Source organism: Pseudomonas sp. NPDC090208 (genome assembly GCF_044746785.1).
Lineage (GTDB): Bacteria > Pseudomonadota > Gammaproteobacteria > Pseudomonadales > Pseudomonadaceae > Aquipseudomonas.
On the sequence record NZ_JBIVCU010000026.1, the window covers coordinates 41,571 to 67,999 of the forward strand.

A 26,429-nucleotide genomic window follows, 5' to 3' on the forward strand; every position below is an offset into this window, starting at 1 on the left:
TGGATGTGAAGACTGTCTTGAAGAGGGACGCATGAAAGCGATGATTCTGGCGGCAGGCAAGGGCGAGCGCCTGCGTCCGCTGACCCTGCACACGCCCAAGCCGTTGGTGCGTGCCGCCGGTGTGCCGTTGATCGAATACCACCTGCGAGCGCTCAAGGCCGCAGGTTTCAGCGAGATCGTGATCAACCACGCGTGGCTGGGTCAGCAGATCGAGGATCACCTGGGTGACGGTCAGCGTTTCGGCCTGAGCATCCGTTATTCCCCCGAGGGTGAGCCGCTGGAAACCGGTGGCGGTATTTTCCGTGCGCTGCCGCTGCTGGGCGACGAACCTTTTCTGGTGGTCAACGGCGACATCTGGACCGACTGCGACTTCACGGCCTTGAACGGACCGATCAAAGGCCTGGCGCATCTGGTGCTGGTGGATAACCCGCTGCATCACCCCGACGGCGATTTCGCTCTGGTCGGCGGTGAGGTGCGTGACGACGCCAGTCTGTCGCGCCTGACCTACAGCGGCATCGCGGTCCTTCATCCGCAGCTGTTTGCCGGCTGCACGGCGGGGGCGTTCAAGCTGGCGCCGCTGCTGCGCGAGGCAATGGCCGCAGGGCAGGTGACCGGTGAGCATTTCACCGGGCGCTGGGTGGACGTGGGCACTCACGAACGGTTGGCGGAAGTCGAGCAGATCCTTGCGGTGAAATCCTAGATGCTCTGGCCATTCACACTGATCGGCGGTGGCGCCGGGTATGCGGTCGCCAGCATTCCCGGGGCGATGCTCGGCGCCTTGCTTGGTCAGGCGCTGGACCGGCGCCTGCATGTGCAGAGCCTGGCCGAACTGCGTGAGCGGCTGGCCGGGCGTAGCGTGCCACGGGATGACGAGTTGATCTTCATCCTGCTTGGGCGTCTGGCGAAAAGCGATGGGCGCGTAGTCGATGGTCATATCCAGCAGGCGCGGGTGGAAATGCGCCGACTGGATTTGAGCGAGCCGGCGCAGCGCCGTGCGATTCAGGCGTTCAATCGCGGCAAGGACGGCCGTGACAATCTGCGCGTACACCTGACGCGCCTGAAAACCCAGCCCCATGCTGCCGAAGGACTGCTGCGCGCCTGCTGGCGCATGGCATGGGCCGACGGCAAGGCGTCACGCACCGAGCGTGAGCTGATCGTGCTGTGGGGCAAGTGGCTGGGCTGGACGACGGAGAAGATCGAAGCGCTGTCGGCGGGCGAAGATGAGCAACGCGCCCGTGCGCCGGTAGGCAGCGGCGGTGAGTATCAGGAAGCGTTGCGTCTGCTGGGCGTCAGCGCCGATGCGGAGCCGGCGCAGATCAAGCGTGCCTACCGGCGCCTGCTCAGCCGCCATCATCCGGACAAAGTGGCCGGCAGCGGCGCGACCCAGTTGCAGGTGCGCGACGCCACCGAGCGCACCCGCGAACTACACAACGCCTATGCAGTGATCCGGGATCGGCGCGGGTTTCGTTGAAGGTCAGCCTTGATGCCGTCACCTGTAGGAGCTGGCTTGTCCTGCGAGCGGCGGGGAACCCGTCGTAAATCCATTCGCATTGGCCGTTTCAGGTGCACCGCATCTACCGGATTTACGACTGCTTCGCAGCCGCTCGCAGGGCAAGCCAGCTCCTACAGGAGAGGGTGTTCCGGAGATTTCACTCGCTCTCCAACCAACCTCTCACCCGGCGAAACAGCTGATCCTGTTCCATCGCCGGATTCCCCGGAATCGCACTCAGGCCGACCTGGGTGAAGTGCAGGTTCTTCAGGCGTTTGCTGGCATCCAGGCGTTCCTGTGCGCGCTGACGCGAGGTGGCGCGGTCCTTGTTGACGAAGTCGGCTGTCGCCACTTTCAGTGTCGGCAGCACATCCAGCAACGACGGCAGATCCCGGCCGCTGTCCACCGCAGTGACCATCACCAGACGCTGCACTGCCGGCGAAGGTCGGTCGCTCATGTAGCGTGCGGCCCAATAGGCGCCGGTGCCGTGGCCCAGCAGCACGATGCTGCGTGCCTTGTTTTCCTGGGCGTAGGCCACCGCGCTGTCGATGCGGGCGAAGATCCTGTCGGCACGGGACTTGGCCTGTTCAGCCAGCGCAGCAGCCTGGGCCGCCGTGGCAGCGGCTTCAGCTTCGGCGCTGGCCGCGGGATCGGCAGCGTCCTTGGCTTTGTCCTTGTCGGCGGCCGGCTTTTCATCGGCGGCGGGGGCGTCGGCGCTGCGGGCAAACACGCCGTCGTTTTCCGCATCCGGCATGCTGATGCTCAGGCTGGCCCAGGCGACGTCCGGCAGTTTCTGCCGCAACGGCCCCACGGCAATCGGCCAGTCGGGTGATTCGTCGGAACCCGGCACAATGATCACGGCGCCTTTTGGGTCGTCACTGTTGGCCGGTTTCCACAGGGCGAGAAAATGCTCGTCGCCAGCTTGCAACTGCTGCTGTTCGGCAGCGGGTACGCGGCGCTCCAGCGCGGTGGCGTCTTCCTGGCTGCGCGACGGCAGTGCCGCGCGCTCGGCCGGGGTTTCCGCCGGTTTGGCGTCTTTGTCTTGCGCAGGATCAGCCGCCAGTACCGACGAGCAAGGTAGGATCAGCGCCAGACATAGCGCAGGAAACATTGCGCGAAGTGTGTAGGGCATCGAATATTCCAAAGGCCGAAAACAGTTTCGGCAGACTAATGGGTTGATGACGGTTTGTCAGGCTGCCTGCCATGAACGCGCCAGACATCGCACCGCTTGCAAAGGATTCAGGGAAATGGGGACATCGGTTTGAGCGTGCGTGTGCTGTGTCGTCGGGTTATCGGCTGTTCGCCAGTGCTCTTGATGGGGTGGTTGCTGATCGCCGCTTCGTTGAGTGTGCAGGCGGGGGCGGCAAGTGCGCCAACGGATGTTCTGAGCAGCACCCAGCGTGACTGGCTGACCCAGCGCGGCCAGTTGCGGGTCGGCCTGGTGTTGCAGGCGCCCTATGCGCAGCTGGACCGACGTGCCCAGCAGTTGTCCGGCGCCAACGTCGACCTGGTCAACCTGATGACGAAGACCTTGCAGGTGGACCTGCTGTGGCACAGCTTCAATGATCAGGCCGAACTGGAGAAAGCACTGGCCGACGGCCAGGTCGATTTCGCTCCGGGCCTTACCCAGACACCCGCCGGTCTGCGCCTGTGGCTGTATTCCGACCCCTACATGCGCGTACCGCAGCTGGTGGTCGGCGAGCGTGACGGCACCGGCGTGGTGGACCTGGAAAAGCTCGACAGCCAGGTGCGTGTCGCCGTGCGCATGCCCAGCGTGACCGCCGACTATCTGCGCGCCAACTACACCCACCTGAATCTGCAAGGTGTGCCGCTTGAGCGCCAGGCCCTGCAATTGCTGCTCAGCCAGCAGGCGCGCTACGCGGTGATCGACGAGGCGCAACTCAGTCGTCTGTCCCGCGAAGGTGAGTTCGCCGGGCTGGCCGTGGTCGGCGATATCGGTTTTCCGCAATTGCTGCGGGTGGCGTCGCGGCGTGATGCGCCGGAACTGGCCGACATCATCAGCCAGGCGTTGAGCGCGATTGCGCCGAAAGACCTGGAGCAATTGCATGCGCAATGGCTGGCGCCGAAGTACCCGCAGATCAGCGAGTCGCCGGGGCTGTGGAAAAACATCGCGCTGTTGTTGCTGGTGCTGTTCATGGCCAGCGCGGCCATTGTGGTCTGGCAGCGGCGACAGCAGCAGGAACTGGAAAGTGAACTGCTGGCGGCGCGGGACGACATCAACCGCCGTCTGGCCGGCGAAGAGGCGTTGCGCCTGGCGCAGTTTTCCATCGACCAGAGCACGGTGGGCATTCTCTGGGTCAACTGGGACAGCCACGTGCGTTATGCCAACCGTGCGGCGGAAAGCATGCTTGGCTATGGCTCCGGCGGCGTGGTCGACCGGCCGTTGATCGATTTCGAACCCGGCCTGACCATGGACCGCTGGCTCAACCTGTGGAAGATCGCCCGCTCCAGCGAGGAGGGGCCGCAGAACTTTGAAAGCAATTGCGTACGTGCGGATGGCAGCATATTGCCGGCGGATGTCTCGCTGAGCTTTCTGCGCTTTCGCGATGCCGAATACCTGGTGGTGTTCATCAACGACGTCACCGAGCGCCGCCGCTCGCTGGCCGCCTTGCAGGAAAGTGAATCCCGTTTGCAGGTGCTGGCAGAACAACTGCGCGAGCTGTCGGCCCACCTGGAGACCGTGCGGGAAGAGGAAAAGGCGCGGATCGCCCGGGAAGTTCACGACGAGCTGGGTCAGATGTTGACCGTGCTCAAGCTGGAAACGTCCATGTGCGAGCTGGCCTATGCCGATCTCGATCCCGGCCTGCGCGACCGGCTGAACAGCATGAAGCGTCTGATCGCGCAGTTGTTCCAGTTGGTGCGCGATGTCGCGACCGCCTTGCGTCCGCCGATTCTCGATGCCGGCATTGCTTCAGCCATTGAATGGCAGGCCCGGCGTTTCGAGGCGCGCACGCAGATTCCGTGTCTGGTGCAGGTGCCGGATAATCTGCCGAGGCTGGCAGACGCGACGGCCATTGGCCTGTTCCGCATTCTTCAGGAGTCGCTGACCAACGTCATGCGCCACGCCGAAGCGCACACCGTCGAGCTGAATCTGAGTCTGAGCAACGGCGTGCTGTGCATGAGCGTGGCCGACGACGGCAAGGGTTTCGAGACGGGCGCGGAGAGGCCGGCGTCCTTCGGTCTGGTGGGCATGCGCGAGCGGGTATTGATCATGGGCGGACGATTGCATCTGGACAGCACGCTGGGTGAGGGCACAACCTTGCGTGTCTACATTCCGCTGGAACAGGTCGCGCAGGAGCAAGTGCAGTGATTCGTGTATTGGTTGCCGAAGACCACACCATCGTCCGTGAGGGCATCAAGCAATTGATCGGCCTGGCCAAGGACCTGCAGGTCGCTGGCGAAGCCTGCAATGGCGAGCAGTTGTTGGAGGCCTTGCGCCATATCGAGTGCGAAGTCGTGCTGCTGGACATCTCCATGCCCGGCGTCAACGGTCTGGAAGCGATCCCGCGGATTCGCGCCTTGAACAACCCGCCGGCGATTCTGGTGCTGTCGATGCACGACGAAGCGCAGATGGCGGCACGCGCGCTGAAGGCTGGCGCCTCCGGTTATGCGACCAAGGACAGTGATCCGGCGTTGCTGCTGACGGCCATTCGTCGCGTGGCGTCCGGCGGGCGTTATATCGACCCGGAGCTGGCCGACCGCATGGTGTTCGAGGTCGGTCTGACGGACAGCCGGCCGCTGCATTCGCTGTTGTCCGAGCGTGAGTTTTCCGTGTTCGAGCGCTTGGCCCAGGGCGCCAACGTCAACGAAATCGCCCAGCAACTGGCCCTGAGCAGCAAGACCATCAGCACCCACAAGGCGCGGTTGATGCAGAAGCTCAACATCACCTCGCTGGCCGAGCTGGTGAAGTACGCGATGGAGCACAAGCTGGTCTAGGTCCGTATCTAAAAACGACCTTTGGTGGTGCTCTGTAAATCGCTATCGCGAGCAAGCTCACTCCTACAAGTCACGGCGATCTCCCTGTAGGAGTGAGCTTGCTCGCGATAGCGTCGGGACAGGCGAAAAATCTCTCCTGGGCCACATATCTATCCCCGCCATCCGTGTAGGGCAATCCCTACCCCAAGCCTTCCAGCGCGCCTAGGACAATCTCTCCTGCGCCCCGATTTGCGCGGTCTGCAGGCTAATCTAGGCTTGTTCCCCACGGTTGATTAAACAAAGGTGTGGGTAATGAGCAACGTCGATTCAAGCGCTGGGGCGAATGATGTTCTGGTCAGCTTTCGTGGTGTGCAGAAGAGCTACGACGGCGAAGCCCTGATCGTCAAGGACCTCAACCTGGACATTCGCAAGGGCGAGTTCCTCACCCTGCTCGGGCCGTCCGGTTCGGGCAAGACCACCAGCCTGATGATGCTTGCCGGTTTCGAAACGCCGACCGCAGGCGAGATCCTGCTGGCCGGTCGCTCGATCAACAACGTGCCGCCGCACAAGCGTGACATCGGCATGGTGTTCCAGAACTACGCGCTGTTCCCGCACATGACGGTGGCCGAGAACCTGGCGTTCCCGCTGTCGGTGCGCGGCATGAGCAAGACCGACGTGACCGAGAAGGTCAAGCGCGCTCTGGACATGGTCCAGCTCGGTTCGCTTTCCCATCGCTATCCGGCGCAGATGTCCGGTGGTCAGCAGCAGCGTGTGGCCCTGGCCCGCGCGCTGGTATTCGAACCGCAACTGGTGCTGATGGACGAGCCGCTGGGCGCCCTCGACAAGCAACTGCGCGAACACATGCAGATGGAGATCAAGCACCTGCACCAACGCCTGGGCGTGACTGTGGTCTACGTGACCCACGATCAGGGCGAAGCGCTGACCATGTCCGACCGCGTGGCGGTGTTCCATCAGGGCGAAATCCAGCAGATCGCGCCGCCGCGCACCCTCTACGAAGAGCCGAAGAACACCTTTGTCGCCAACTTCATCGGCGAGAACAACCGCATCAGCGGCACCCTGCTCAGCCAGACCGGTGACCGCTGCCTGGTCGGCCTGGCCCGTGGCGAGAAAGTCGAGGCGCTGGCCATCAATGTCGGCCCTGCCGGCAGTCCGGTGACGCTGTCGATCCGCCCCGAGCGCGTGAACCTCAACGGTCGCAGCGAGAGTTGCGTCAACCGCTTCTCCGGCCGCGTCGCCGAATTCATTTACCTGGGCGACCACGTCCGGGTCCGTCTGGAAGTCGCCGGTAAAACCGATTTCTTCGTCAAGCAGCCGATCGCCGAACTCGATCCGGCCTTAAGCGTTGGCGACGTTGTGCCCATTGGATGGCAGGTCGAGCACGCGCGCGCGCTGGACCCGGTGCTGGAAGCACATTGATTCAACCGCAGCAGGCGTTACCCGAAGCACCCAGAGGCGAGACCATCGCCCCATACGCTTAACCAACATTGTTCGTGGAGAGAAAAACAAATGCTCAAGACATTGAAGCTCACCGCCTTATCGCTGGGCATGCTGGGCGCGGCACAAGCCATGGCGGCCGACCTGACCGTCATTTCCTTCGGCGGCGCCAACAAGGCCGCTCAGGAAAAGGCGTTCTACGCACCCTGGGAAAAAGCAGGCAGCGGCAAGATCATTGCGGGCGAGTACAACGGTGAAATGGCCAAGGTCAAAGCCATGGTCGACACCAAGAGCGTGACCTGGGATCTGGTGGAAGTCGAATCGCCGGAGCTGTCCCGTGGCTGCGACGAAGACATGTTCGAAGAGCTCGACCCGGCCATGCTGGGCAAGAAAGAAGACTACGTACCGGGTGCGATCCAGACCTGCGGCGTCGGTTTCTTCGTCTGGTCGACCGTGCTGGCCTACAACGCCGACAAGCTGAAATCCGCACCGACCGGCTGGGCCGATTTCTGGAACACCGAGAAATTCCCGGGCAAGCGCGGCCTGCGCAAGGGCGCCAAATACACCCTGGAATTCGCCCTGATGGCCGACGGCGTGGCGCCGAAGGACGTGTACAAAGTGCTGGCCACGAAAGAAGGACAGGACCGCGCATTCAAGATGCTCGACAAGCTCAAGCCAAGCATTCAGTGGTGGGAAGCCGGCGCCCAGCCGCCGCAGTACCTGCAATCGGGTGACGTGGTCATGAGCTCGGCCTACAACGGCCGGATCGCTGCCGTGCAGAAAGAAAGCAACCTGAAGGTAGTGTGGACCGGCGGCGTGTACGACTTCGACGCCTGGGCCATTCCGAAGGGCGCGAAAAACGCCGAGGAAGCCAAGAAGTTCATCGCCTTCTCGCTCAAGCCTGAACAGCAGAAGACCTACTCCGAGAACATCGCCTACGGTCCAGCCAACACTCAGGCCGTTTCTCTGCTGAGCGCCGAGACCCTGAAAAACATGCCGACCACCCCTGAGAACATCAAGGATCAGGTGCAGATCGACGTGAAATTCTGGGCCGACTTCGGCGAGAACCTGGAACAGCGCTTCAACGCCTGGGCTGCCAAGTAAGCAGTAGGACCGAACGTGTGGGAGCCGGCTTGCTGGCGAATGCGGGAGATCATTCAACCTCGTGGTGTCTGGTCTGACGCTTTCGTCGGAACGCCGCCCGTAACAAGCTGGTTCCCACAGACCGGTTTTCGCCCATCCATTTTGCGTCAGACCCGGATGTGTCTGTTTTTTCTCATCGAATGAACAGCCGCATCCTTTGTAGAAAGTTTTTCGGAGTTCGCTATGGCCACCGCCGTGCCCCTGACTGAAGGCGCCAGCCCGACCTTGAAGCAACGCCTGGCCCGTGCCGAGCGCGTCAACCGCTGGAAGGCTCAGGCGTTGATTGCACCATTGGCGATTTTCCTGCTGCTGGTCTTTCTCGTGCCGATCGCGGCACTGCTCTACAAGAGCGTGAACAACCCTGAAGTGGTCGGCGGTCTGCCGCTCACCGTGACGGAAGTGTCCAAATGGGACGGCAAGGGCCTGCCACCGGAAGCGGTGTACAAGGCGCTGAGCCAGGACCTGGCCGAAAGCCGCAAGAATCAGACCCTGGGTGACGTCTCCAAACGTCTGAACCAGGAACTGGCCGGCTACCGCAGCCTGTTGGCAAAAACTGCCCGCGCGGTGCCGTTCAAGGAAGAACCTGCCTCGTACAAAGAGGCGCTGGAAGGCGTCGACGAGCGTTGGGGCGATCCTGCGTACTGGCAGGCGATCCGTCGCAATACCTCAAGCTTCACCCCTTATTACCTGTTGGCCGCCGTCGACCATCGCATCGATGACCTCGGTGAAGTGGCACCGGCGACCCCCGATCAGGCGATCTACCTCGACATCTTCGCCCGTACCTTCTGGATGGGCCTGGTGATCACCGTGATCTGCCTGTTTCTGGCCTATCCATTGGCTTACCTGCTGGCGAACCTACCGGCGCGGCAGAGCAACCTGCTGATGATTCTGGTGCTGCTGCCGTTCTGGACCTCGATTCTGGTACGCGTCGCTGCGTGGATCGTGCTGCTGCAATCGAGCGGTCTGATCAATGGTGCGCTGATGGCCATGGGCATCATCGATAAACCACTGGAACTGGTGTTCAACCGGGTCGGCGTGTACATCTCGATGGTCCACATCATGCTGCCGTTCATGATCCTGCCGATCTACAGCGTGATGAAGGGCATCTCGCCGACCTACATGCGTGCCGCGATTTCCCTGGGCTGCAACCCGTTCGCCAGCTTCTGGCGGGTGTATTTCCCGCAGACCTACGCCGGTGTCGGCGCCGGTTGCCTGCTGGTGTTCATCCTCGCCATTGGCTACTACATCACCCCGGCGCTGCTCGGCAGCCCGAACGATCAGATGGTCAGTTACTTCGTGGCCTTCTACACCAACACCAGCATCAACTGGGGCATGGCCACCGCGCTGGGCGGCCTGCTGTTGCTGGCCACCGTCGTGCTGTACCTGGCCTATAGCTGGCTGGTCGGCGCCAGCCGCCTGCGTCTGAGCTGAGGAGACTGATCATGTTGAGCCCTTATTCCTCGCCCGCAGAACGGGTCTGGTATTACACCCTGCGCATTCTGTGCGGGCTGATCCTGCTGTTCCTCGTGTTGCCGGTGCTAGTCATCGTGCCGCTGTCGTTCAACTCCGGCAGCTTTCTGGTCTACCCGCTGCAGGGCTTCTCGCTGCACTGGTATCAGGACTTCTTCGGCTCGGCCGAGTGGATGCGTTCGCTGAAAAACAGCCTGATCGTCGCCCCGGCAGCCACCTTACTGGCGATGGTGTTCGGCACGCTGGCGGCCATCGGCCTGACCCGCAGCAACTTCCCCGGCAAGTCGCTGGTGATGGCGCTGGTGATCTCGCCGATGGTGGTGCCGGTGGTGATCGTCGGTGTGGCGAGTTACCTGTTCTTCGCCCCGCTGGGTCTGGGCAACAGCTACACCTCGCTGATCCTGGTGCATGCGGTGCTGGGTGTGCCGTTCGTGATCATCACCGTGTCGGCGACCCTGCAGGGCTTCAATTACAACCTGGTGCGTGCGGCGGCCAGCCTCGGTGCTTCGCCGGTGACCGCGTTCCGCCGGGTGACCTTGCCGCTGATTGCGCCGGGGGTGATTTCCGGTGCGCTGTTCGCCTTCGCCACCTCGTTCGACGAAGTGGTGGTGACCCTGTTCCTCGCCGGCCCTGAACAAGCGACCCTGCCACGGCAGATGTTCAGCGGCATCCGCGAAAACCTCAGCCCGACCATCGCCGCCGCCGCGACCCTGCTGATCGGCTTCTCGGTGGTGCTGCTGCTGGCGCTGGAATGGCTGCGTGGGCGCAGTGAGAAGCTGCGTACTGCGGCGGAGTAATCAGCTTTAAGCGCGTTTTCATGGCTGCACGCGCTCTTTGTAGGAGTGAGCTTGCTCGCGATCGGGCAATGTCTGCAACGAATCCGTTGCCTGATACACCGCTATCGCGAGCAAGCTCACTCCTGCTGGAGAAAGCTGTGTGTCAGATACGCCGCGTCGTCTGGTTCGCCAGCAAGCCGGCTCCTACAGAATCGTGTGCACCGTGCGACCACCGTTTAAACTTCACCGCTCCTGATCCCGCCACGGAGCCCCTCGGTGAACGTCAACGACGCCAGTTTCGAAGAACTGCTCAACGCTTTGCATGATGGCGTGTACATCACCGATGGCCAGGGCACGACGCTCAAGGTCAACCACGCCTATGAGCGGCTGACCGGTCTGAGCGCCGCCGAGTTGATCGGCCGTTCCATGCAGGAGCTGGTCAAGGCCGGGGTGATCTCGCAGTCGGCGTCCTTGCGCGTGTTGCAGGAAGGCCGCCCGGTGTCGGTGATGCAGAGCCTCAGCCAAGGCAAGAAATTGCTGGTCAGCGCCACGCCGATCTTCGACGTCGATCACCGCATTTCTTACATCGTCAGCACCGTGCGCGACATGACCGAGTTGCTGCGCATGAAGCACGAGCGCGACGAGCTGCAACAACTCAAGCAACTGCGCCAGAGCACCGCCCGCCTGCACGCCGGGGAACGCGACAGCCTGTTGCATTCACCACTGATGGCCGATCAGGAAGTTTCCGGGCGGGTCTTCGCTCTGGCCCGGCAGGTCGCCAGCAGTCCGGTCAAAGTGCTGCTGCAGGGGGAGACCGGCGTCGGCAAGACCCTGGTCGCGCAGTTCATCCACAATGCCAGCCCACGTGCCAGCGAACCGTTTCTGGCGCTGAACTGCGGGGCGCTGCCTGAGAACCTGATCGAAGCCGAGCTGTTCGGCTATGCCCCAGGCGCGTTTACCGGCGCTGGGCCGAAAGGCAAGCGCGGCCTGCTGGAGCTGGCCCATCACGGCACTTTGTTTCTCGACGAGATCGGTGACTTGCCGCTGCCGGTGCAGGTGAAGCTGCTCAAGGTCATCGAAGAAAACCGCTTCATCCCGGTCGGTGGCCTGGAGCTCAAGGAAGTCGACGTGCGCATCATCAGCGCCACCCACCATGACCTGAAGCAGCGGGTGGCCGAAGGAAAATTCCGCGCCGACCTCTATTACCGACTCAACGTAGTGCCGATCAGCATTCCGGCGCTGCGCGAACGCAGCGAGGAAATCCCGCCGCTGCTGCATTACTACCTCGACAGCTTTAACACTCGCTATCAGCGTCAGGTGCAGTGGAGTCTCGAAGCGCTGGACCTGATGTGCGAATACGCCTGGCCCGGCAACATCCGCGAACTGATCAACATCGTCGAGCGGCTGGTGGTGACCAACCAGAGCGGCACCGTGGAGGCGCTGGATCTGCCGGAGGAGATCCTCAATCTCGACCCGGCCAACATCGACGACAGCCGTCTGCCGCTGCGCAAGGTGCTGGAGAACGCCGAGCGCTCGGCGATCCGTGCGGCGCTGCGCGTACACAAGACCACCCGTCAGGCGGCCAAGGCGCTCGGCGTGAGTCAGGCGACGGTGGTGCAGAAGATGAAACGCTGGGAACGTTCTGATCAGGATTTCAATCAGTCGCCGGTAAATCGATCAGAAACCTGATCAAGACTGACCGGTCAAAAGCCCTCAAAACCCTGCGTGATTAACGCAAACCCTTCTGGCACAAGGCTTTGCGCCCGTTGGCACAGCTTTCGCTATCTCATCCGGCACGTCTTCCACTAAAACAATGCACACAGGACGAGCCGATGAGCATCTCTGCATTCAAAATCGCCAACAAACTCATCACCGGTCAGGCCGCCATCGAGCAGCTGTCGGCCGAACTGACCCGCCTCAATGTCCATAACCCGCTGATTGTCACCGACGCCATTCTGGTCAAGTCCGGCACCGTTGACCTGGCGCTGGCGCAACTGGGCGGCCGTCGCTACGGCATTTTCGATCAGGTCAAACCCGAGCCGGAAATCGCCATCGTCGAGGACTGCACCCGTGCCTACCGCGAAGGCGGCCATGACGGCCTGATCGGCCTGGGTGGCGGCAGTGCCATCGACATCGCCAAGGGTGTTGCCGCGTTCGCCGGCCATGAAGGTCCGCTGGCCGAGCTGTTCGGTGTCGATCAGGTCAAGCGCAAAGGCCCGGCGCTGATTGCCATTCCGACCACGGCCGGCACCGGTTCGGAAGTGACCAATGTGGCGATCTTCTCCGACAAGCAAGCGCAGCTGAAGAAGGGCATCGTCAGCGATTATCTGCTGCCTGACGTGGCGCTGGTCAGCCCGGTGATGACCCTGACCTGTCCGCGCAGTGTGACCGCCGCCAGTGGCGTCGATGCGCTGGTGCATGCGGTCGAGTCGTACCTGTCGGTCAATGCCTCGCCGATCACCGACGCCATTGCCCTCGGCGCGATCAAGCTGATCGCCAAGGCCTTGCCCAAGGCCTATGCCAACCCCTCCAACCTGCAGGCCCGCGAAGACATGGCCACCGCCAGCCTGATGGCCGGCATGTCGTTCGGCAACGCTGGTGTCGGTGCGGTCCACGCGCTGGCCTATCCGCTGGGCGGGCGCTTCAACATCGCCCACGGCGTCAGCAATGCCTTGCTGCTGCCCTACGTGATGGAGTGGAACAAGATGGCCTGCGTCGAGCGCTTCCGCGATATCGCCGAAGCCATGGGCGTGCGCGTCGCTGACCTGAGCGACAAGGACGCGGCCGATCTGGCGGTCAAGGCCATGGCCGAGCTGTGCGCAGCCGTGGACATTCCGACCGGCATGCGCAGCTTCAATGTGCCGGAAGACGCGATCCCGGCGATGGCCGAGGAGGCCAGCAAGATCGAACGCCTGATGCGCAACAACCCGCGCAAGCTGACCGCTGCCGACATCGAGAAGATCTACCGCGCCGCCTACTGATTCCGAAACACGACGCCCGGTCCTGCGGTCCGGGCGCATGCCGCGACAAGACCAAGAAATAAGACCAATAAAACAGGTAAACACCATGTCCCACACTCCCCAACAGCGGAGCGAAAGCCCGTACATCCCGCTCGGTCCGTTCAAGGTGCGGTTGCCGTTCATTCACTACAAATTCGAAATGCCGGATTACCTGCAAGGCCTGCTGATGTGTGCGGTGGACCTGGCGGCCATCCCGCTGATGATCGAACTGCTGGGCATGCCGTTCGAGGTGGCGCTGGCGGTGGTGATGCTCAACGGCCTGCTGTACCTCACTCACCATCTGCTGGGCGACCCGACCGTACCGGGCTGGATCACCCCGGCGGTGCCGCTGCTGATGGCCTATTGCGCACAATTCCCCGTGGGCCCGGAGCGTGTCCACGCCTTGATTGCCTTCCAGTTGATGCTGGGGGTGTTCTCCATTGCCCTCGGGGCGACCGGTATGGCGAAGAAAGTGGTCGAATACGTGCCGCCGGCGATCAAGTCGGGGATCATCGTCGGCGCCGGTCTGAGTGCGGTGATCGCGGTGTTTCAGGTGGGTGGCAAATTCAACGTGCTGCCGTGGACCATCTCCATCGCGGTGGGCATCGCCTTCTATCTGATCTTCTCCCAGCACTTCAACGAGCTGAAACAGCGCAATCGTTTCTGGTGGAACTTCGCCAAGCTCGGCATCCTGCCGATCATTCTGCTGGCGGTGGTGATCGCGCCGCTGTTCGGCGAAGCGCCGTGGCCGACCATCCAGTGGGGCATCAGCAAGCCGGACTTCGCCGGGCTGTGGAACAACTACACCGTGTTCGGTCTGGGCATGCCGCCGCTGTCGATGTTCCTCTCGGCGCTGCCAACCATGCTGGCGGTGTACATCATCGTGTTTGGCGACGTGCTGAGTGCGAAATCGCTGCTGGACGAAGCGGAAACCGTACGTACCGATGAGGTCGTCGACTACAACCCGGACCGCGCCCACCTGATCTTTGGCGCGCGCAATGCCTTCATGAGCATCTTCGGCCCGGACGTCGCCATGTGCGGTCCGAAATGGGCGGCGATGCTGGTGGTAGTCATCGAACGCTTCAAGGGCGGACCGAAGGCCATGCAATCGATCATCGGCGGCGTCGGCTCGTTCCGCTGGGGCACCAACACCGGCCTGTTGCTGTTGCCGGTGGTGACCCTGGTGCAGCCGATCCTTGGTGTGGCGCTGTCGCTGACCTTGTTGATTCAGGGCTATGTGAGTGTGCGTCTGGGTATTCTTGAAGCGCGCAGCCAGCGTGACCTCGGTATCGCCGGGGTGATCGGCGCGGTGCTGGCGATCAAGGGCGCCAGCTGGGCGTTCGGTATCGGCGTGGTGCTGTGCCTGCTGATCTACGGCCGCAACTTCTTCAAGGGCGAAGTGGATGGCACCTTTGCCAAGGACGTGAAAGCAGTGGATGCAGCGCCAGCCGCCAAGACCGAGCGTGTGAAGGAAGAAGCGCTGGCGGATTGATCATTCAGCCTGTGTGAACATCGTTTTTGTGGGAGGGAGCCCTGCTCGCGAACGCGTCATTGCATTCGACACGGTGCTGAGACCGGACGCTTTCGCGAGCAGGGCTCCCTCCCACAAGGTGCGTTTTTGCTACGTGCACGCATTCATCTGCCATCCAACCCACGCTCGAACGGCTTGGAGTACAATGCGCGCCACCGTGATTTCGCTCAAAAAAGGTGCGTCATGCAGCCCTTCGCTATTGCTCCGTCGATTCTGTCCGCCGATTTCGCCCGCCTGGGTCAGGAAGTCGACAATGTTCTGGCCGCTGGCGCCGACATCGTCCACTTCGACGTCATGGACAACCACTACGTGCCCAACCTGACCATCGGCCCGATGGTCTGCTCGGCACTGCGCAAGTACGGCATCACTGCACCGATCGACGTGCACCTGATGGTCAGCCCGGTGGATCGCATCATCGGCGACTTCGTCGAGGCCGGTGCCACCTATATCACCTTCCACCCGGAAGCTTCCCAGCACGTCGACCGCTCCCTGCAGCTGATCCGCGAAGCGGGCTGCAAATCCGGTCTGGTGTTCAACCCGGCCACGCCGCTGAACCTGCTGGAATACGTCATGGACAAGGTCGACATGATCCTGCTCATGAGCGTCAACCCGGGCTTCGGTGGGCAGAAGTTCATCCCCGGCACGCTTAACAAGCTGCGCGAAGCCCGTGCGCTGATCGATGCGTCCGGCCGTGACATCCGCCTGGAAATCGACGGCGGCGTCAACGTCAACAATATCCGTGAAATCGCCGCTGCCGGCGCCGACACCTTTGTTGCAGGCTCGGCTATCTTCAATGCGCCGGACTACAAAGAGGTCATTGAAAAAATGCGTGCAGAACTGGCGTTGGCCTGCTAATGAGCGGCTTTGAACAGCTGTTCCCGGGTCGCCTGCCCAAGTTGATCATGTTCGATCTCGACGGCACGCTGGTCGACTCGGTGCCGGACCTGGCTGCAGCTGTGGACAAGACGCTGATTCAGCTCGGCCGCGCGCCGGCCGGTATCGAGCGGGTGCGTGACTGGATCGGCAACGGCGTGCGCGTGCTGGTGCGCCGCGCGCTGGCCAATGACATGGATCACGCGTCGGTCGACGAGGCATCGACCGAAGAAGCGCTGGCGATTTTCATGGAAGCCTATGGCGACAACCACGCGCTGACCGTGGTCTATCCCGGCGTGCGTGAGACGCTCAAGTGGCTGCAGAAGAACGGCGTGGAAATGGCCCTGATCACCAACAAGCCGGAGCGCTTCGTCGCGCCGCTGCTGGATGAAATGAAGCTGGGCCGCTTCTTCCGCTGGATCGTCGGCGGCGACACCCTGCCACAACAGAAGCCCGATCCGGCGGCGCTGTTCTTCGTCATGAAAATGTCGGGCATTCCGGGGTCGCAATCGCTGTTCGTGGGCGACTCGCGCAACGACGTGCTGGCGGCCAGGGCTGCTGGCGTTGCCTGTGTGGCAATGAGTTATGGCTACAACCACGGTCGACCGATTGCCGAGGAATCGCCGGCGCTGGTCATCGATGATTTGCGCAAGCTGATTCCGGGTTGCTCTGCTTTTTGTTGCCTGGAGCAGGAGGCTGAGATAACGTTGCCCAACGTCAAAGCCCCCTCCTTTAGAGAATCCATCGTGGTGGTCACTCGCAAACTCTGGATGAAAGTCATCAAGGCCCTGGCCCGTTGGCGTTGGCGCGCCTGACTTGAATCTGGCCGGTCCTCCGGCGCGTTTGCATACCTGACCGTTTTTCCCTCAGACCACGAGGCTGATCATGATCCGTGAAGAATTCCTGCGTTTGGCCGCTGAAGGCTACAACCGCATTCCGTTGGCCCACGAAACCCTGGCCGACTTCGATACCCCGCTGTCGATCTACCTGAAACTGGCCGATGAGCCGAACTCCTATCTGCTGGAGTCGGTGCAGGGCGGCGAGAAGTGGGGCCGGTACTCGATCATCGGCCTGCCGTGCCGCACCGTGCTGCGCGTCTACGGCCACACCATCAGCGTGAGCACCGATGGCGTCGAGACCGAACGTGCCGAGGTGGAAGATCCGCTGGCCTTCGTCGAAACCTTCAAGGCGCGCTACAACGTGCCGACCATCGCCGGTCTGCCGCGCTTCAACGGCGGTCTGGTCGGTTATTTCGGTTACGACTGCGTGCGTTATGTCGAGCCGCGTCTGGGCGTGTGCCCGAACCCCGATCCACTGGGCGTGCCGGACATCCTGCTGATGGTGTCTGATGCCGTGGTGGTGTTCGACAACCTGGCCGGCAAAATGCACGCCATCGTGCTGGCCGATCCGGCCCAGCCAGAAGCCTTTGAAAATGGCCGGGCGCGTCTGGAGCAGTTGATGGAAAAACTGCGTCAGCCGATCACCCCGCGTCGCGGTCTGGACCTGACCCGTCCGCAGGCCGCCGATCCGGTGTTCCGCTCCAGCTTCACCCAGCACGACTACGAAAAAGCCGTCGACACCATCAAGGAATACATCCTGGCGGGCGACTGCATGCAGGTGGTGCCGTCGCAGCGCATGTCCATCGACTTCAAGGCCGCGCCGATCGACCTGTACCGCGCGCTGCGCTGCTTCAACCCGACGCCGTACATGTACTTCTTCAACTTCGGCGACTTCCACGTCGTCGGCAGTTCGCCGGAAGTGCTGGTGCGGGTCGAAGACAACCTGATCACCGTGCGCCCGATTGCCGGCACCCGCCCACGCGGCGCCACCGAGGAAGCCGACCATGCGCTGGAAGTGGACCTGCTCTCCGACGACAAGGAAATCGCCGAGCACCTGATGCTCATCGACCTGGGCCGTAACGACACTGGCCGAGTTTCGGAGATCGGTTCGGTGAAGCTGACCGAGAAAATGGTCATCGAGCGCTACTCCAACGTGATGCACATCGTCTCCAACGTCACCGGCGAGCTGAAAAGCGGGCTGACGGCGATGGACGCCCTGCGGGCGATCCTGCCGGCGGGCACGCTGTCCGGCGCGCCGAAGATCCGCGCGATGGAAATCATCGACGAGCTGGAGCCGGTCAAGCGTGGCGTCTACGGCGGTGCAGTCGGTTACCTGGCGTGGAACGGCAACATGGACACTGCCATTGCCATCCGCACGGCGGTGATCAAGGACGGCGAACTGCACGTTCAGGCCGGTGGCGGCATCGTTGCCGATTCGGTGCCGGCGCTGGAATGGGAAGAGACCCTGAACAAACGCCGTGCGATGTTCCGCGCGGTGGCGCTGGCCGAGCAGACCCCGGACGCCTGATCCGGCTGGTCTCTCAAACAAACGGCGCCCTCGGCGCCGTTTTTTTATGCCCGTCAAACCTGATGTTCGCGCCACTGTGCGGCGACAAGCCTGAATCACTAGTCATTCATGATGAGACGAATGAGGTTGTTTTTGATTGTTTGCGAGCTTACGGGTATTGTTGCCCTTTCTTAAAGTAGCGGCACACACACCAACGCTTCAATCAGGAGTCAACACCATGAGCCGCATTCAAGTCCCAGCTGTCAGCACTGCCACCGGCGCTACCGCCGAACTGTACGCCAACATCAAGAAAGCCGTTGGCGCCGTCCCTAACACCTACGCTGCGCTCGGCGCACTGAACCCGGCTGGCCTCGGCGCCGTACTGGGTGCTGACGGCGCGCTGGCTGCTGGCTCGCTGAGCAAGCAGGATCAGGAAGTCATCAAACTGCTGGTCAGCAACCTGACCGGTTGCGACTACTGCGAAACCGCGCATTTCATGATCGGCAAGATGACCGGCCTGAGCGTCGAAGTCCTGCAGAACATCCGCGCCGGCCGCAGCACTGGCGATGCGAAGCGTGATGCGCTGATCAGCTTCGTCAACGTTCTGGTGACCACTCGCGGTACCCTGACCGACGCGCAATTCGCCGCGATCAAGGCTGCTGGTTATACCGATGCGCAACTGGCTGAGATCAGCCTGGCGATTTCGGTGATCATGTTCACCAACCTGTTCAACCGCATCAACGACACCACCATTGACTTCCCGGCGCTGCCAGCCCTCTGAGTCACCGTAAACGAAAAGACGGGCACTGCATGCAGTGCCCGCTTTTTATTGAGCTGCCGATTCTGTCGGCTGTCAGGCACCCGGACTCAGCCGTTGTTGCGCCTGACGCGGGTTGCCGAGCCAGTGCAGCAAGGCGGCCAGCAGGCACAGACCCAGACAGAACAGCACCACCCCCGACCAGCCGAACCGCGCCATCAGCCAGCCGCTGATGACCGTACCCACCGCACCGCCAAAGAATGTACCGGTCATGTACAGGCTGTTGATCCTGCCCTGGGCTTTTGGATCGACGGCAAAGGCGCGGGCCTGATTGGAGACCAGACCGGCCTGCACGCCAATGTCGAGCACGATCACGCCCAGGACCAACCAGATCAACGACGACCCGGCACCGGCCAGCAGCAGGTAGGACAGCAGCACGATGCCGATGCTGGCAGCGATCACCGCACGGGTGCCGAACTTGTCGGAGCCTCGACCGGCTGTCGAGGCGGCGAAGGCGCCGGCAGCGCCGATCAAGCCAAAAGCGCCGGCCCAGCCACTGCCCAGATGCAGCGGACCATCGCTCAGCAGCACGGCAAGGTTGACCCAGAATGCGTTGAAGCAACTCCACAACAATGCCTGGATGATCATCGACTCACGGATCGGCTTGTTGTCGCGCACCAGCGGCCACAACGACGCCAGCAATTTGCCGTAGGACAGCTGGGTGCTCGGCACACCCTTGGGCAGCAGCGAGGCAGCGGCGATGAACACCGGAACCATGAATGCCGCTTCGACGACGTACACCGTGCGCCAGCCATACGCCGCACCGACGACCCCGGCGAGGGTGCGGCCCAGCAGGATGCCGACCATGATGCCGCTGACCACGGTACCGACCGACCGCCCACGTTCGCTGGGCAGCGACATCACGGCGGCGAACGGCACCAACTGCTGTGGTACGCAGGCGACCATCCCCAAGCCGAAAGACGCAGCGATCAACGTCCAGACACTGGGCGATGCAGCGGCTGCCAGCGCGAAAACGATAGCCACGACGATCTGCCCGAGCACCAGTTTGCGTCGGTCAAAACGGTCGCCCAGCGGCAGCAGCAACGCCAGGCCGAAAGCGAAACCGAGCAATGCCATGCCGGCGACGATGTCGACCGTGGTCTGGTCGATCTCCAGGCTGGCGGCAATCAGCGGCAGGATCGGCTGGACGCAATAAAGGTTGGTGATCACCGCGCCGGCGATGATCGCCATCATGACGATCTTGCCGCGCGACGCTATCGCGGGGCTGTTGGACGTATCAGGCAGGCCGCTCATGGCACCCTCCTATGAGGTGAAGTTGTTCGGTTGTATGGCGGGGTGCCATGGACCGGGGGTTACGTTCACCTTACGCAGTCGTATTTATGAAGAGAATTCCCTAAGATCGGGAATCATCCTTCCAATATTCGAGAGAGTTTCATGAATAGGCTGGAGTCCATGTCCATCCTGGTCACCGTTGCCGATGAGGGCAGTCTGTCCGCTGCCGCGCGACGTCTCGGCATTCCACTGGCCACGGTCAGCCGCAAGGTGGCGGAATTGGAGGCGCACCTGAAAACCCGCCTGTTGCATCGCACCACGCGGCAGTTGGCGCTGACCGAAGCTGGCAGTTCTTACGTCGCTGCCTGCCGACGCATTCTGGAAGATGTCGGTGAGGCCGAGCGTGCGGCGACGGGGGAGTTCGCCGAGCCGAAGGGGGAGTTGGTGGTCACCGCGCCCGTGGTGTTCGGGCGCCTGCATGTGGTGCCGGTGGTGGCGGAGTTTCTTGCGCAATACCCGCAGATCAATGTCAGTCTGATGCTCACAGACCGCGTCGTGCATCTGATGGAAGAGCATGGCGATGTCGCGGTACGTATCGGCGAGTTGCCCGACAGCACACTGGTCGCCAGCGAAGTGGGCAAGGTGCGTCGGGTCGTATGCGCCAGCCCGGCTTACCTGTCCCGGCGCGGCGTACCGGAAACGCCCAACGAGCTGGCCGGACATGACTGCATCACCTTCGAAGTGCTGGCGTCCAAGCGGGCCTGGGTATTCGGGGAGGGCAAGTCGGCGGTGTCGGTGCCGGTTCATTCACGGTTGACGCTCAATACTGCAGAAGCTGCAATCACGGCGGCGACACTGGATGCCGGGCTGATCCGGGTGCTGTCCTATCAGGTCGCGGATGCCGTGGCGCAAGATCAGTTGCGTGTGGTGCTGGAGTCGTTCGAGTCGGCGGCTCTGCCGGTGAGCCTGGTACACAAGGGGCAGACGCCGTTGCCGATCAAGCTGCGTGCCTTTCTGGATTTCGTGATGCCGCGCCTGCGCCAGCGTATTTCCCACCTGTCGCGCCCCTTGTAGGAGCTGGCTTGCCCTGCGAGCGGCGGGGAAGCCGTCGTGAAATCTGCGGATGCGGTTTGTCTGTCACTCCGCGTTTACCGGGTTTACGACGACTCCGTCGCCGGTCGCAGGACAAGCCAGCTCCTACACGGCCGCGTGACGGCGCTTACAACCCGTGGTGATACGTCGGTCTGATCCGGCCGGAACACATGATTCTGATTGCATCCACATGTATTTTTCTATCGTAGAATGATATTGCACCGTGTGACTCGGTACGCTAATGTCCCGAAACGTTTAGACGAGACCCCTCCCGTGACGACTGTCAGCAAACTCTTGATGCGCGTTATCAAGGCCCACGCCCGCTGGCGTTGGCGCGCCTGACTCTTCTCTCTGCCGGTTGAACCGGCGCCGTCATCCCTGCCTGCAAACCGCGACCCGTGCCGTCAGTCGAGCGTTCAGCACCGACCGAACCCCTGGCATCCGCATGATCGTCGCGCCTTAGGCAACGCAAAGTCAGTGAATTCAAGAGGTTAAGCACATCATGCTGCTGATGATCGATAACTACGACTCCTTTACCTATAACGTCGTGCAGTACCTGGGCGAGCTGGGCGCCGACGTTAAAGTGATCCGCAACGACGAAATGACCGTTGCCGAAATCGAAGCCCTGAACCCCGAGCGCATCGTGGTTTCGCCGGGCCCGTGCACGCCGAACGAGGCGGGCGTTTCCATCGACGTGATCAAGCACTTTGCCGGCAAGGTGCCGGTGTTGGGCGTGTGCCTGGGCCATCAGTCCATCGGCCAGGCATTCGGTGGCGATGTGGTGCGTGCCCGTCAGGTCATGCACGGCAAGACCAGCGACCTGGCCCACGAAGACAAGGGCGTTTTCGCCGGCCTCAAACACCCGTTGACCGTGACCCGCTACCACTCGCTGGTGGTCAAGCGCGAAACCCTGCCGGATTGCCTGGAAGTGACCGCATGGACCCAATTGGAAGACGGTTCTGTGGACGAGATTATGGGCGTGCGCCACAAGACACTGAATGTCGAGGGGGTGCAGTTCCACCCTGAGTCGATTCTTTCCGAGCAGGGCCATGAGCTGTTCGCCAACTTCCTCAAACAGACCGGCGGCACTCGTCAGGCTTAAGGACACTTCGTTATGGCAATGGATATCAAGACGGCGCTGGGCCGGGTTGTGAACCAACTGGACCTGAGCACCGAAGAAATGCGCGACGTCGTGCGCGAGATCATGACCGGCCAGTGCACTCAGGCGCAGATCGGTGCGTTCCTCATGGCCATGCGCATGAAGAGTGAGAGCATCGACGAAATCGTCGGCGCGGTGTCGGTCATGCGTGAGCTGGCGGACAAGGTCGAACTCAAGACCCTCGACGGCGTGGTCGACATCGTCGGCACCGGCGGTGACGGCGCGAACATCTTCAACGTGTCCACGGCGGCATCTTTCGTCATCGCGGCGGCCGGTTGCACGGTCGCCAAGCACGGCAACCGTGCGGTGTCGGGCAAGAGCGGCAGTGCCGACCTGCTGGAAGCCGCCGGCGTCTACCTGAACCTGACGCCGGTGCAGGTCGCCCGTTGCATCGACAGCGTCGGCATCGGTTTCATGTTCGCCCAGACTCACCATGGCGCCATGAAACATGCCGCTGGCCCGCGTAAAGAGCTGGGTCTGCGCACGCTGTTCAATATGCTCGGCCCGCTGACCAACCCGGCTGGTGTCAAACACCAGGTGGTCGGTGTGTTCAATCAGGCCCTGTGCCGTCCGCTGGCCGAAGTGCTGCTGCGTCTGGGCAGCAAGCACGTGCTGGTGGTGCATTCTCAGGACGGTCTGGACGAGTTCAGCCTCGCCGCGCCGACCTACGTCGCCGAATTGAAGAATGGCGAGATCAGCGAATACTGGGTGCAGCCGGAAGATCTGGGCATCAAGAGCCAGAGCCTGTACGGCCTGGTGGTCGATAGCCCGGCGCAGTCGCTGGAGCTGATTCGTGACGCGCTGGGACGGCGCAAGACCGAAAACGGCCAGAAAGCCGCCGAAATGATCGTGCTCAATGCCGGTGCCGCGCTGTATGCCGCGGACCACGCTTCGTCGCTGAAAGAAGGCGTGGAACTGGCCCATGATGCGCTGCACACTGGCCTTGCCCGGGAAAAACTGGAGGAGTTGGGCGCCTTCACTGCGGTATTCAAACAGGAGAATGAAGGATGAGTGTGCCGACGGTACTGGAGAAGATTCTCGCCCGTAAGGCCGAAGAGGTTGCGGCACGCCGCGCCAGCGTCAGCCTGTCGGAGCTGGAAACGCTGGTGTCCAGCGTCGACGCGCCACGTGGCTTTGCCCGCGCGCTGATCGAGCAGGCCAAGCGCAAGCAGCCGGCGGTGATTGCCGAAATCAAGAAGGCGTCGCCGAGCAAGGGCGTGATTCGCGAAAACTTCCAGCCGGCGGAAATTGCCAAGAGCTATGAAGCTGGCGGCGCAACCTGCCTGTCGGTGCTCACCGATATCGACTTCTTCCAGGGCGCTGACGCCTACCTCAAGGAAGCGCGCGCGGCCTGTGCACTGCCGGTGATCCGCAAGGATTTCATGATCGATCCGTATCAGGTGGTCGAAGCCCGCGCCCTGGGTGCTGACTGCATCCTGCTGATCGTGTCGGCGCTGGACGACGTGAAGATGGCCGAACTGGCCTCCGTCGCCAAAGGTGTCGGTCTCGACGTGCTGGTCGAAGTGCACGACGGCGACGAGCTGGAACGTGCGCTGAAAACCCTCGACACACCTCTGGTCGGCATCAACAACCGCAACCTGCACACCTTCGATGTCAGCCTGGAAACCACGCTGGACCTGCTGCCACGCATTCCGCGTGATCGCCTGGTGATCACCGAAAGCGGCATCCTCAACCGTGCCGATGTCGAGCTGATGGAGATCAACGAGGTCTATTCTTTCCTGGTCGGCGAAGCCTTCATGCGCGCCGAGCAACCTGGCGTGGAACTGCAGCGGCTGTTCTTCCCGGAGAAGGGCACGGCGATCAAGACCAATACGCTGGATTGATTCACCCTGTAGGAGTGTGGTTTGTCCCGCGACCGGCTGCGCAGCAGTCGTAAGATCAGCGAACACGATCTGCCCGGCACACCGCAGTGTCGGGTTTGCTGCCGGTTTCCGGCAGGTCGCAGGACGAGCCAGCGCCTACAGGTAATCGCAACATCTGCAGGATCGTGCCATAACCATCAACACAACGATTCTCGGCGTTGAGGAGTCAGCGTGACCGCTCAAGTTCTGGATATCTGCGTGGAAGCCGGCCTTCAGGCCGAACAGGATCTACTGGCATCGATCTGTGCCGGCGATGCCGATCACGGCTTGTTGTTCTGGCGTCCCAACGACCATGCGCTGGTCATGCCTCGTCGCCTCAGTCGCCTGGGTGGCTTTACCGAAGCCAGTGAAACCCTGAACGACCTCGGTTGGCCGGTGCTGCTGCGCGAAAGCGGCGGTGAGCCGGTGCCGCAGTCGTCGGCCACGGTCAATGTCGCACTGGTCTACGTTCAGCCCGCTTCCGATCACGACCGCGACCGCATCGAAAAAGCCTATCTGCGTCTGTGCCAGCCCATGCTGGACACACTGGTCGAACTCGGCGGCGCTGCCAGCCTCGGTGAAGTCGAAGGCGCTTTCTGCGACGGGCGCTACAACGTCAACCTGGATGGCCGCAAGATGGTCGGCACGGCCCAGCGCTGGCGCCAGAGTCAGGGCGGCAAGCGTCCGGTGGTGCTGGCCCACGGTGCCATGCTGCTGGATAACGAACGGTTCGAGATGGTCAACGCCGTGAACCGTTTCAACGAAATGTGCGAACTGGAGCAGCGCTGCCGCGCCGACAGCCACATCGCTCTGCATGAATTGTTCGAAGCGCCGGATTTTCTGGCGCGCCTCGGTGAGCGTTACGCCGACATGATCGCCCGGCTGTAATCGCAGCCGGCGTCAGCGCGTGCCGAAGACCACCATGGTCTTGCCGCGCACGTGAATCAGCTTCTGTTCTTCCAGCGACTTGAGCACGCGTCCGACCATTTCCCGCGAACAACCGACGATGCGACCGATCTCCTGGCGGGTGACCTTGATCTGCATGCCGTCGGGATGGGTCATCGCGTCGGGCTGCTTGCACAGGTCCAGCAGGCTGCGGGCAACGCGACCGGTGACGTCGAGAAAGGCCAGATCGCCGACTTTGCGCGTGGTGTTGCGCAGACGCTCGGCCATCTGCCCGCCAATGGCGTACATCAGCTCCGGGTCGTTCTGGCTCAGTTCGCGGAACTTGGCATAGGTGATCTCGGCGACCTCACATTCGGTCTTGGCGCGAACCCACGCGCTGCGCTGAGGGCCGCTGCTGTTGGGTTGAAACAGGCCCAGTTCGCCGAAGAAATCGCCGCTGTTGAGGTAGGCCACGATCATCTCCCGGCCTTCGTTGTCCTCGATCAGGATCGTCACCGAGCCCTTGATGATCAGAAACAGCGATTCGGATTGTTCACCTGCGCAGATGATGTTGCTCTTGGCCGCGCAGCGCCTTCGCTGGGCGTAGGGGAGAAGTTTGTCGGCGATTTTGAGCTTGTTCGGAAGCGGCAAGGCAACCATGTGCATGTCCCGTAAAAAACTGCGCCCTGAGGCATTCTTATAGGTATCGGCAGTATTTCCGATTTGACACAGTTCTTCAGCGGCAAATCGCCATTTTTTCAGATATTTCCTACATTTTTGTCGCGTTTCGGCATTTCCGGTCGGCGCGGCGACATCATGGCCCTGTGCTAAGCTGGCCGCCTTTTTTCTAGCAGTGGAGTCCTGGGGATGAAAGCGCGTATTCAATGGGCGGGGGAAGCCATGTTCCTCGGCGAGTCCGGCAGCGGTCACGTGGTGGTGATGGATGGCCCGCCCGAAAGCGGCGGTCGCAACCTTGGCGTACGCCCTATGGAGATGGTGCTGATCGGTCTGGGCGGCTGCAGCAACTTCGACGTCGTCAGCATCCTCAAAAAGGCTCGTCAGCCCGTGGAAAGCTGTGAGGCGTTCCTGGAAGCCGAGCGCGCGACTGAAGACCCGAAAGTCTTCACCAAGATCCACCTGCACTTCGTGGTCAAAGGCCGTGGCTTGAAAGAAGCCCAGGTCAAGCGCGCCATCGAGCTGTCGGCCGAGAAATACTGCTCGGCGTCGATCATGCTGGGCGCTGCGGGCGTGGAAATCACCCACGACTACGAAATCATCGAGCTGGGCTGATTTTTCAGGCAGGTCACATGCCTGATGGCAGTGGGAGCGAATGAATTCGCTCCACACTGCTTCAACGGCTGAG

The 26,429-nt window shown here is 62.1% G+C and carries 24 protein-coding genes; 21 read left to right on the plus strand and 3 right to left on the minus strand.

What is annotated here, in order from left to right; translation table 11 throughout:
* The first annotated feature begins 31 nt into the window (after positions 1–31).
* The gene (gene murU, locus ACIPL0_RS29055; protein ID WP_400602280.1) at positions 32–700 is read left to right on the plus strand and encodes an N-acetylmuramate alpha-1-phosphate uridylyltransferase MurU; all 669 of its coding nucleotides are present in this window, start codon (positions 32–34) and stop codon (positions 698–700) included.
* The gene (locus tag ACIPL0_RS29060) at positions 701–1,471 is read left to right on the plus strand and encodes a DnaJ domain-containing protein (RefSeq protein WP_400602278.1); all 771 of its coding nucleotides are present in this window, start codon (positions 701–703) and stop codon (positions 1,469–1,471) included. It abuts the gene before it with no gap.
* Positions 1,472–1,649: 178 nt separating this feature from the next.
* On the opposite strand, the gene ACIPL0_RS29065 is transcribed toward ACIPL0_RS29060, so the two are convergent.
* Entirely contained in the window at positions 1,650–2,621 is a 972-nt protein-coding gene (locus ACIPL0_RS29065; protein WP_400602276.1) for an alpha/beta hydrolase family protein, read from the minus strand.
* Between the two features lie 183 nt (positions 2,622–2,804).
* Here ACIPL0_RS29065 and ACIPL0_RS29070 point away from each other — a divergent pair, with 183 nt between their 5' ends.
* The 13 genes from ACIPL0_RS29070 (at position 2,805) to ACIPL0_RS29130 (ending at position 18,799) form a co-directional block, all read left to right on the plus strand.
* On the plus strand, positions 2,805–4,820 hold the full coding sequence (locus tag ACIPL0_RS29070) for a histidine kinase (RefSeq protein ID WP_400602274.1): 2,016 nt from the start codon (positions 2,805–2,807) through the stop codon (positions 4,818–4,820).
* Positions 4,817–5,446 (plus strand): response regulator, encoded by a 630-nt coding sequence (locus tag ACIPL0_RS29075; RefSeq protein WP_400602272.1) that lies wholly within the window; start codon positions 4,817–4,819, stop codon positions 5,444–5,446. The genes ACIPL0_RS29070 and ACIPL0_RS29075 overlap by 4 nt, the downstream gene beginning before the upstream one ends.
* Before the next feature lie 291 nt (positions 5,447–5,737).
* Entirely contained in the window at positions 5,738–6,862 is a 1,125-nt protein-coding gene (locus ACIPL0_RS29080) for an ABC transporter ATP-binding protein (RefSeq protein WP_400602271.1), read from the plus strand.
* Positions 6,863–6,952: 90 nt separating this feature from the next.
* Positions 6,953–7,984, plus strand: a complete 1,032-nt coding sequence (locus ACIPL0_RS29085) for a polyamine ABC transporter substrate-binding protein (protein ID WP_400602270.1) — start codon at positions 6,953–6,955, stop codon at positions 7,982–7,984.
* 222 nt (positions 7,985–8,206) lie between these two features.
* Positions 8,207–9,454, plus strand: coding sequence for an ABC transporter permease (locus ACIPL0_RS29090; protein WP_400602269.1), 1,248 nt, complete (start codon positions 8,207–8,209; stop codon positions 9,452–9,454).
* 11 nt (positions 9,455–9,465) lie between these two features.
* Entirely contained in the window at positions 9,466–10,290 is an 825-nt protein-coding gene (locus ACIPL0_RS29095) for an ABC transporter permease (RefSeq protein ID WP_400602268.1), read from the plus strand.
* Positions 10,291–10,545: 255 nt separating this feature from the next.
* On the plus strand, positions 10,546–11,958 hold the full coding sequence (locus tag ACIPL0_RS29100) for a sigma-54 interaction domain-containing protein (protein WP_400602266.1): 1,413 nt from the start codon (positions 10,546–10,548) through the stop codon (positions 11,956–11,958).
* 143 nt (positions 11,959–12,101) lie between these two features.
* Positions 12,102–13,250 carry an iron-containing alcohol dehydrogenase gene (locus tag ACIPL0_RS29105; RefSeq protein ID WP_400602264.1) on the plus strand — a complete coding sequence of 383 codons (1,149 nt, stop codon included), beginning with the start codon at positions 12,102–12,104 and terminating at the stop codon, positions 13,248–13,250.
* 85 nt (positions 13,251–13,335) lie between these two features.
* Positions 13,336–14,760: a hypothetical protein gene (locus ACIPL0_RS29110; protein ID WP_400602262.1), complete on the plus strand. Its 1,425-nt coding sequence runs from the start codon at positions 13,336–13,338 to the stop codon at positions 14,758–14,760.
* Positions 14,761–14,982: 222 nt separating this feature from the next.
* Positions 14,983–15,654: a ribulose-phosphate 3-epimerase gene (gene rpe / locus ACIPL0_RS29115; RefSeq protein ID WP_400602260.1), complete on the plus strand. Its 672-nt coding sequence runs from the start codon at positions 14,983–14,985 to the stop codon at positions 15,652–15,654.
* The gene (locus tag ACIPL0_RS29120; protein WP_400602258.1) at positions 15,654–16,487 is read left to right on the plus strand and encodes a phosphoglycolate phosphatase; all 834 of its coding nucleotides are present in this window, start codon (positions 15,654–15,656) and stop codon (positions 16,485–16,487) included. Before rpe ends, ACIPL0_RS29120 begins: the two co-directional genes overlap by 1 nt.
* Before the next feature lie 70 nt (positions 16,488–16,557).
* Positions 16,558–18,039, plus strand: coding sequence for an anthranilate synthase component I (trpE, locus tag ACIPL0_RS29125; protein WP_400602256.1), 1,482 nt, complete (start codon positions 16,558–16,560; stop codon positions 18,037–18,039).
* 217 nt (positions 18,040–18,256) lie between these two features.
* Entirely contained in the window at positions 18,257–18,799 is a 543-nt protein-coding gene (locus tag ACIPL0_RS29130) for a carboxymuconolactone decarboxylase family protein (RefSeq protein WP_400602253.1), read from the plus strand.
* 72 nt (positions 18,800–18,871) lie between these two features.
* Here ACIPL0_RS29130 and ACIPL0_RS29135 read toward each other — a convergent pair whose 3' ends face one another.
* Complete coding sequence (locus tag ACIPL0_RS29135) at positions 18,872–20,089, minus strand: MFS transporter (RefSeq protein ID WP_400602251.1); 1,218 nt, start codon at positions 20,087–20,089, stop codon at positions 18,872–18,874.
* A 159-nt stretch (positions 20,090–20,248) separates the two neighbouring features.
* On the opposite strand from ACIPL0_RS29135, the gene ACIPL0_RS29140 reads away from it, so the two are divergent.
* The 5 genes from ACIPL0_RS29140 to ACIPL0_RS29160 all read left to right on the plus strand — a co-directional run bounded on the left by ACIPL0_RS29140 (position 20,249) and on the right by ACIPL0_RS29160 (position 25,069).
* Positions 20,249–21,142: a LysR family transcriptional regulator gene (locus ACIPL0_RS29140; RefSeq protein WP_400602249.1), complete on the plus strand. Its 894-nt coding sequence runs from the start codon at positions 20,249–20,251 to the stop codon at positions 21,140–21,142.
* Positions 21,143–21,662: 520 nt separating this feature from the next.
* Complete coding sequence (locus ACIPL0_RS29145) at positions 21,663–22,262, plus strand: aminodeoxychorismate/anthranilate synthase component II (RefSeq protein WP_400602247.1); 600 nt, start codon at positions 21,663–21,665, stop codon at positions 22,260–22,262.
* An 18-nt stretch (positions 22,263–22,280) separates the two neighbouring features.
* Entirely contained in the window at positions 22,281–23,330 is a 1,050-nt protein-coding gene (gene trpD, locus ACIPL0_RS29150) for an anthranilate phosphoribosyltransferase (protein WP_400602344.1), read from the plus strand.
* Complete coding sequence (trpC, locus tag ACIPL0_RS29155; RefSeq protein ID WP_400602245.1) at positions 23,327–24,163, plus strand: indole-3-glycerol phosphate synthase TrpC; 837 nt, start codon at positions 23,327–23,329, stop codon at positions 24,161–24,163. Before trpD ends, trpC begins: the two co-directional genes overlap by 4 nt.
* Before the next feature lie 210 nt (positions 24,164–24,373).
* Positions 24,374–25,069 (plus strand): biotin/lipoate A/B protein ligase family protein, encoded by a 696-nt coding sequence (locus ACIPL0_RS29160; protein ID WP_400602243.1) that lies wholly within the window; start codon positions 24,374–24,376, stop codon positions 25,067–25,069.
* A 12-nt stretch (positions 25,070–25,081) separates the two neighbouring features.
* On the opposite strand, the gene crp is transcribed toward ACIPL0_RS29160, so the two are convergent.
* The gene (gene crp / locus ACIPL0_RS29165) at positions 25,082–25,726 is read right to left on the minus strand and encodes a cAMP-activated global transcriptional regulator CRP (protein WP_400602241.1); all 645 of its coding nucleotides are present in this window, start codon (positions 25,724–25,726) and stop codon (positions 25,082–25,084) included.
* A 207-nt stretch (positions 25,727–25,933) separates the two neighbouring features.
* On the opposite strand from crp, the gene ACIPL0_RS29170 reads away from it, so the two are divergent.
* A complete protein-coding gene (locus ACIPL0_RS29170; RefSeq protein ID WP_108239979.1) occupies positions 25,934–26,356 on the plus strand; it encodes an OsmC family protein in 423 nt (140 codons plus the stop codon).
* Positions 26,357–26,429 lie beyond the last annotated feature (73 nt).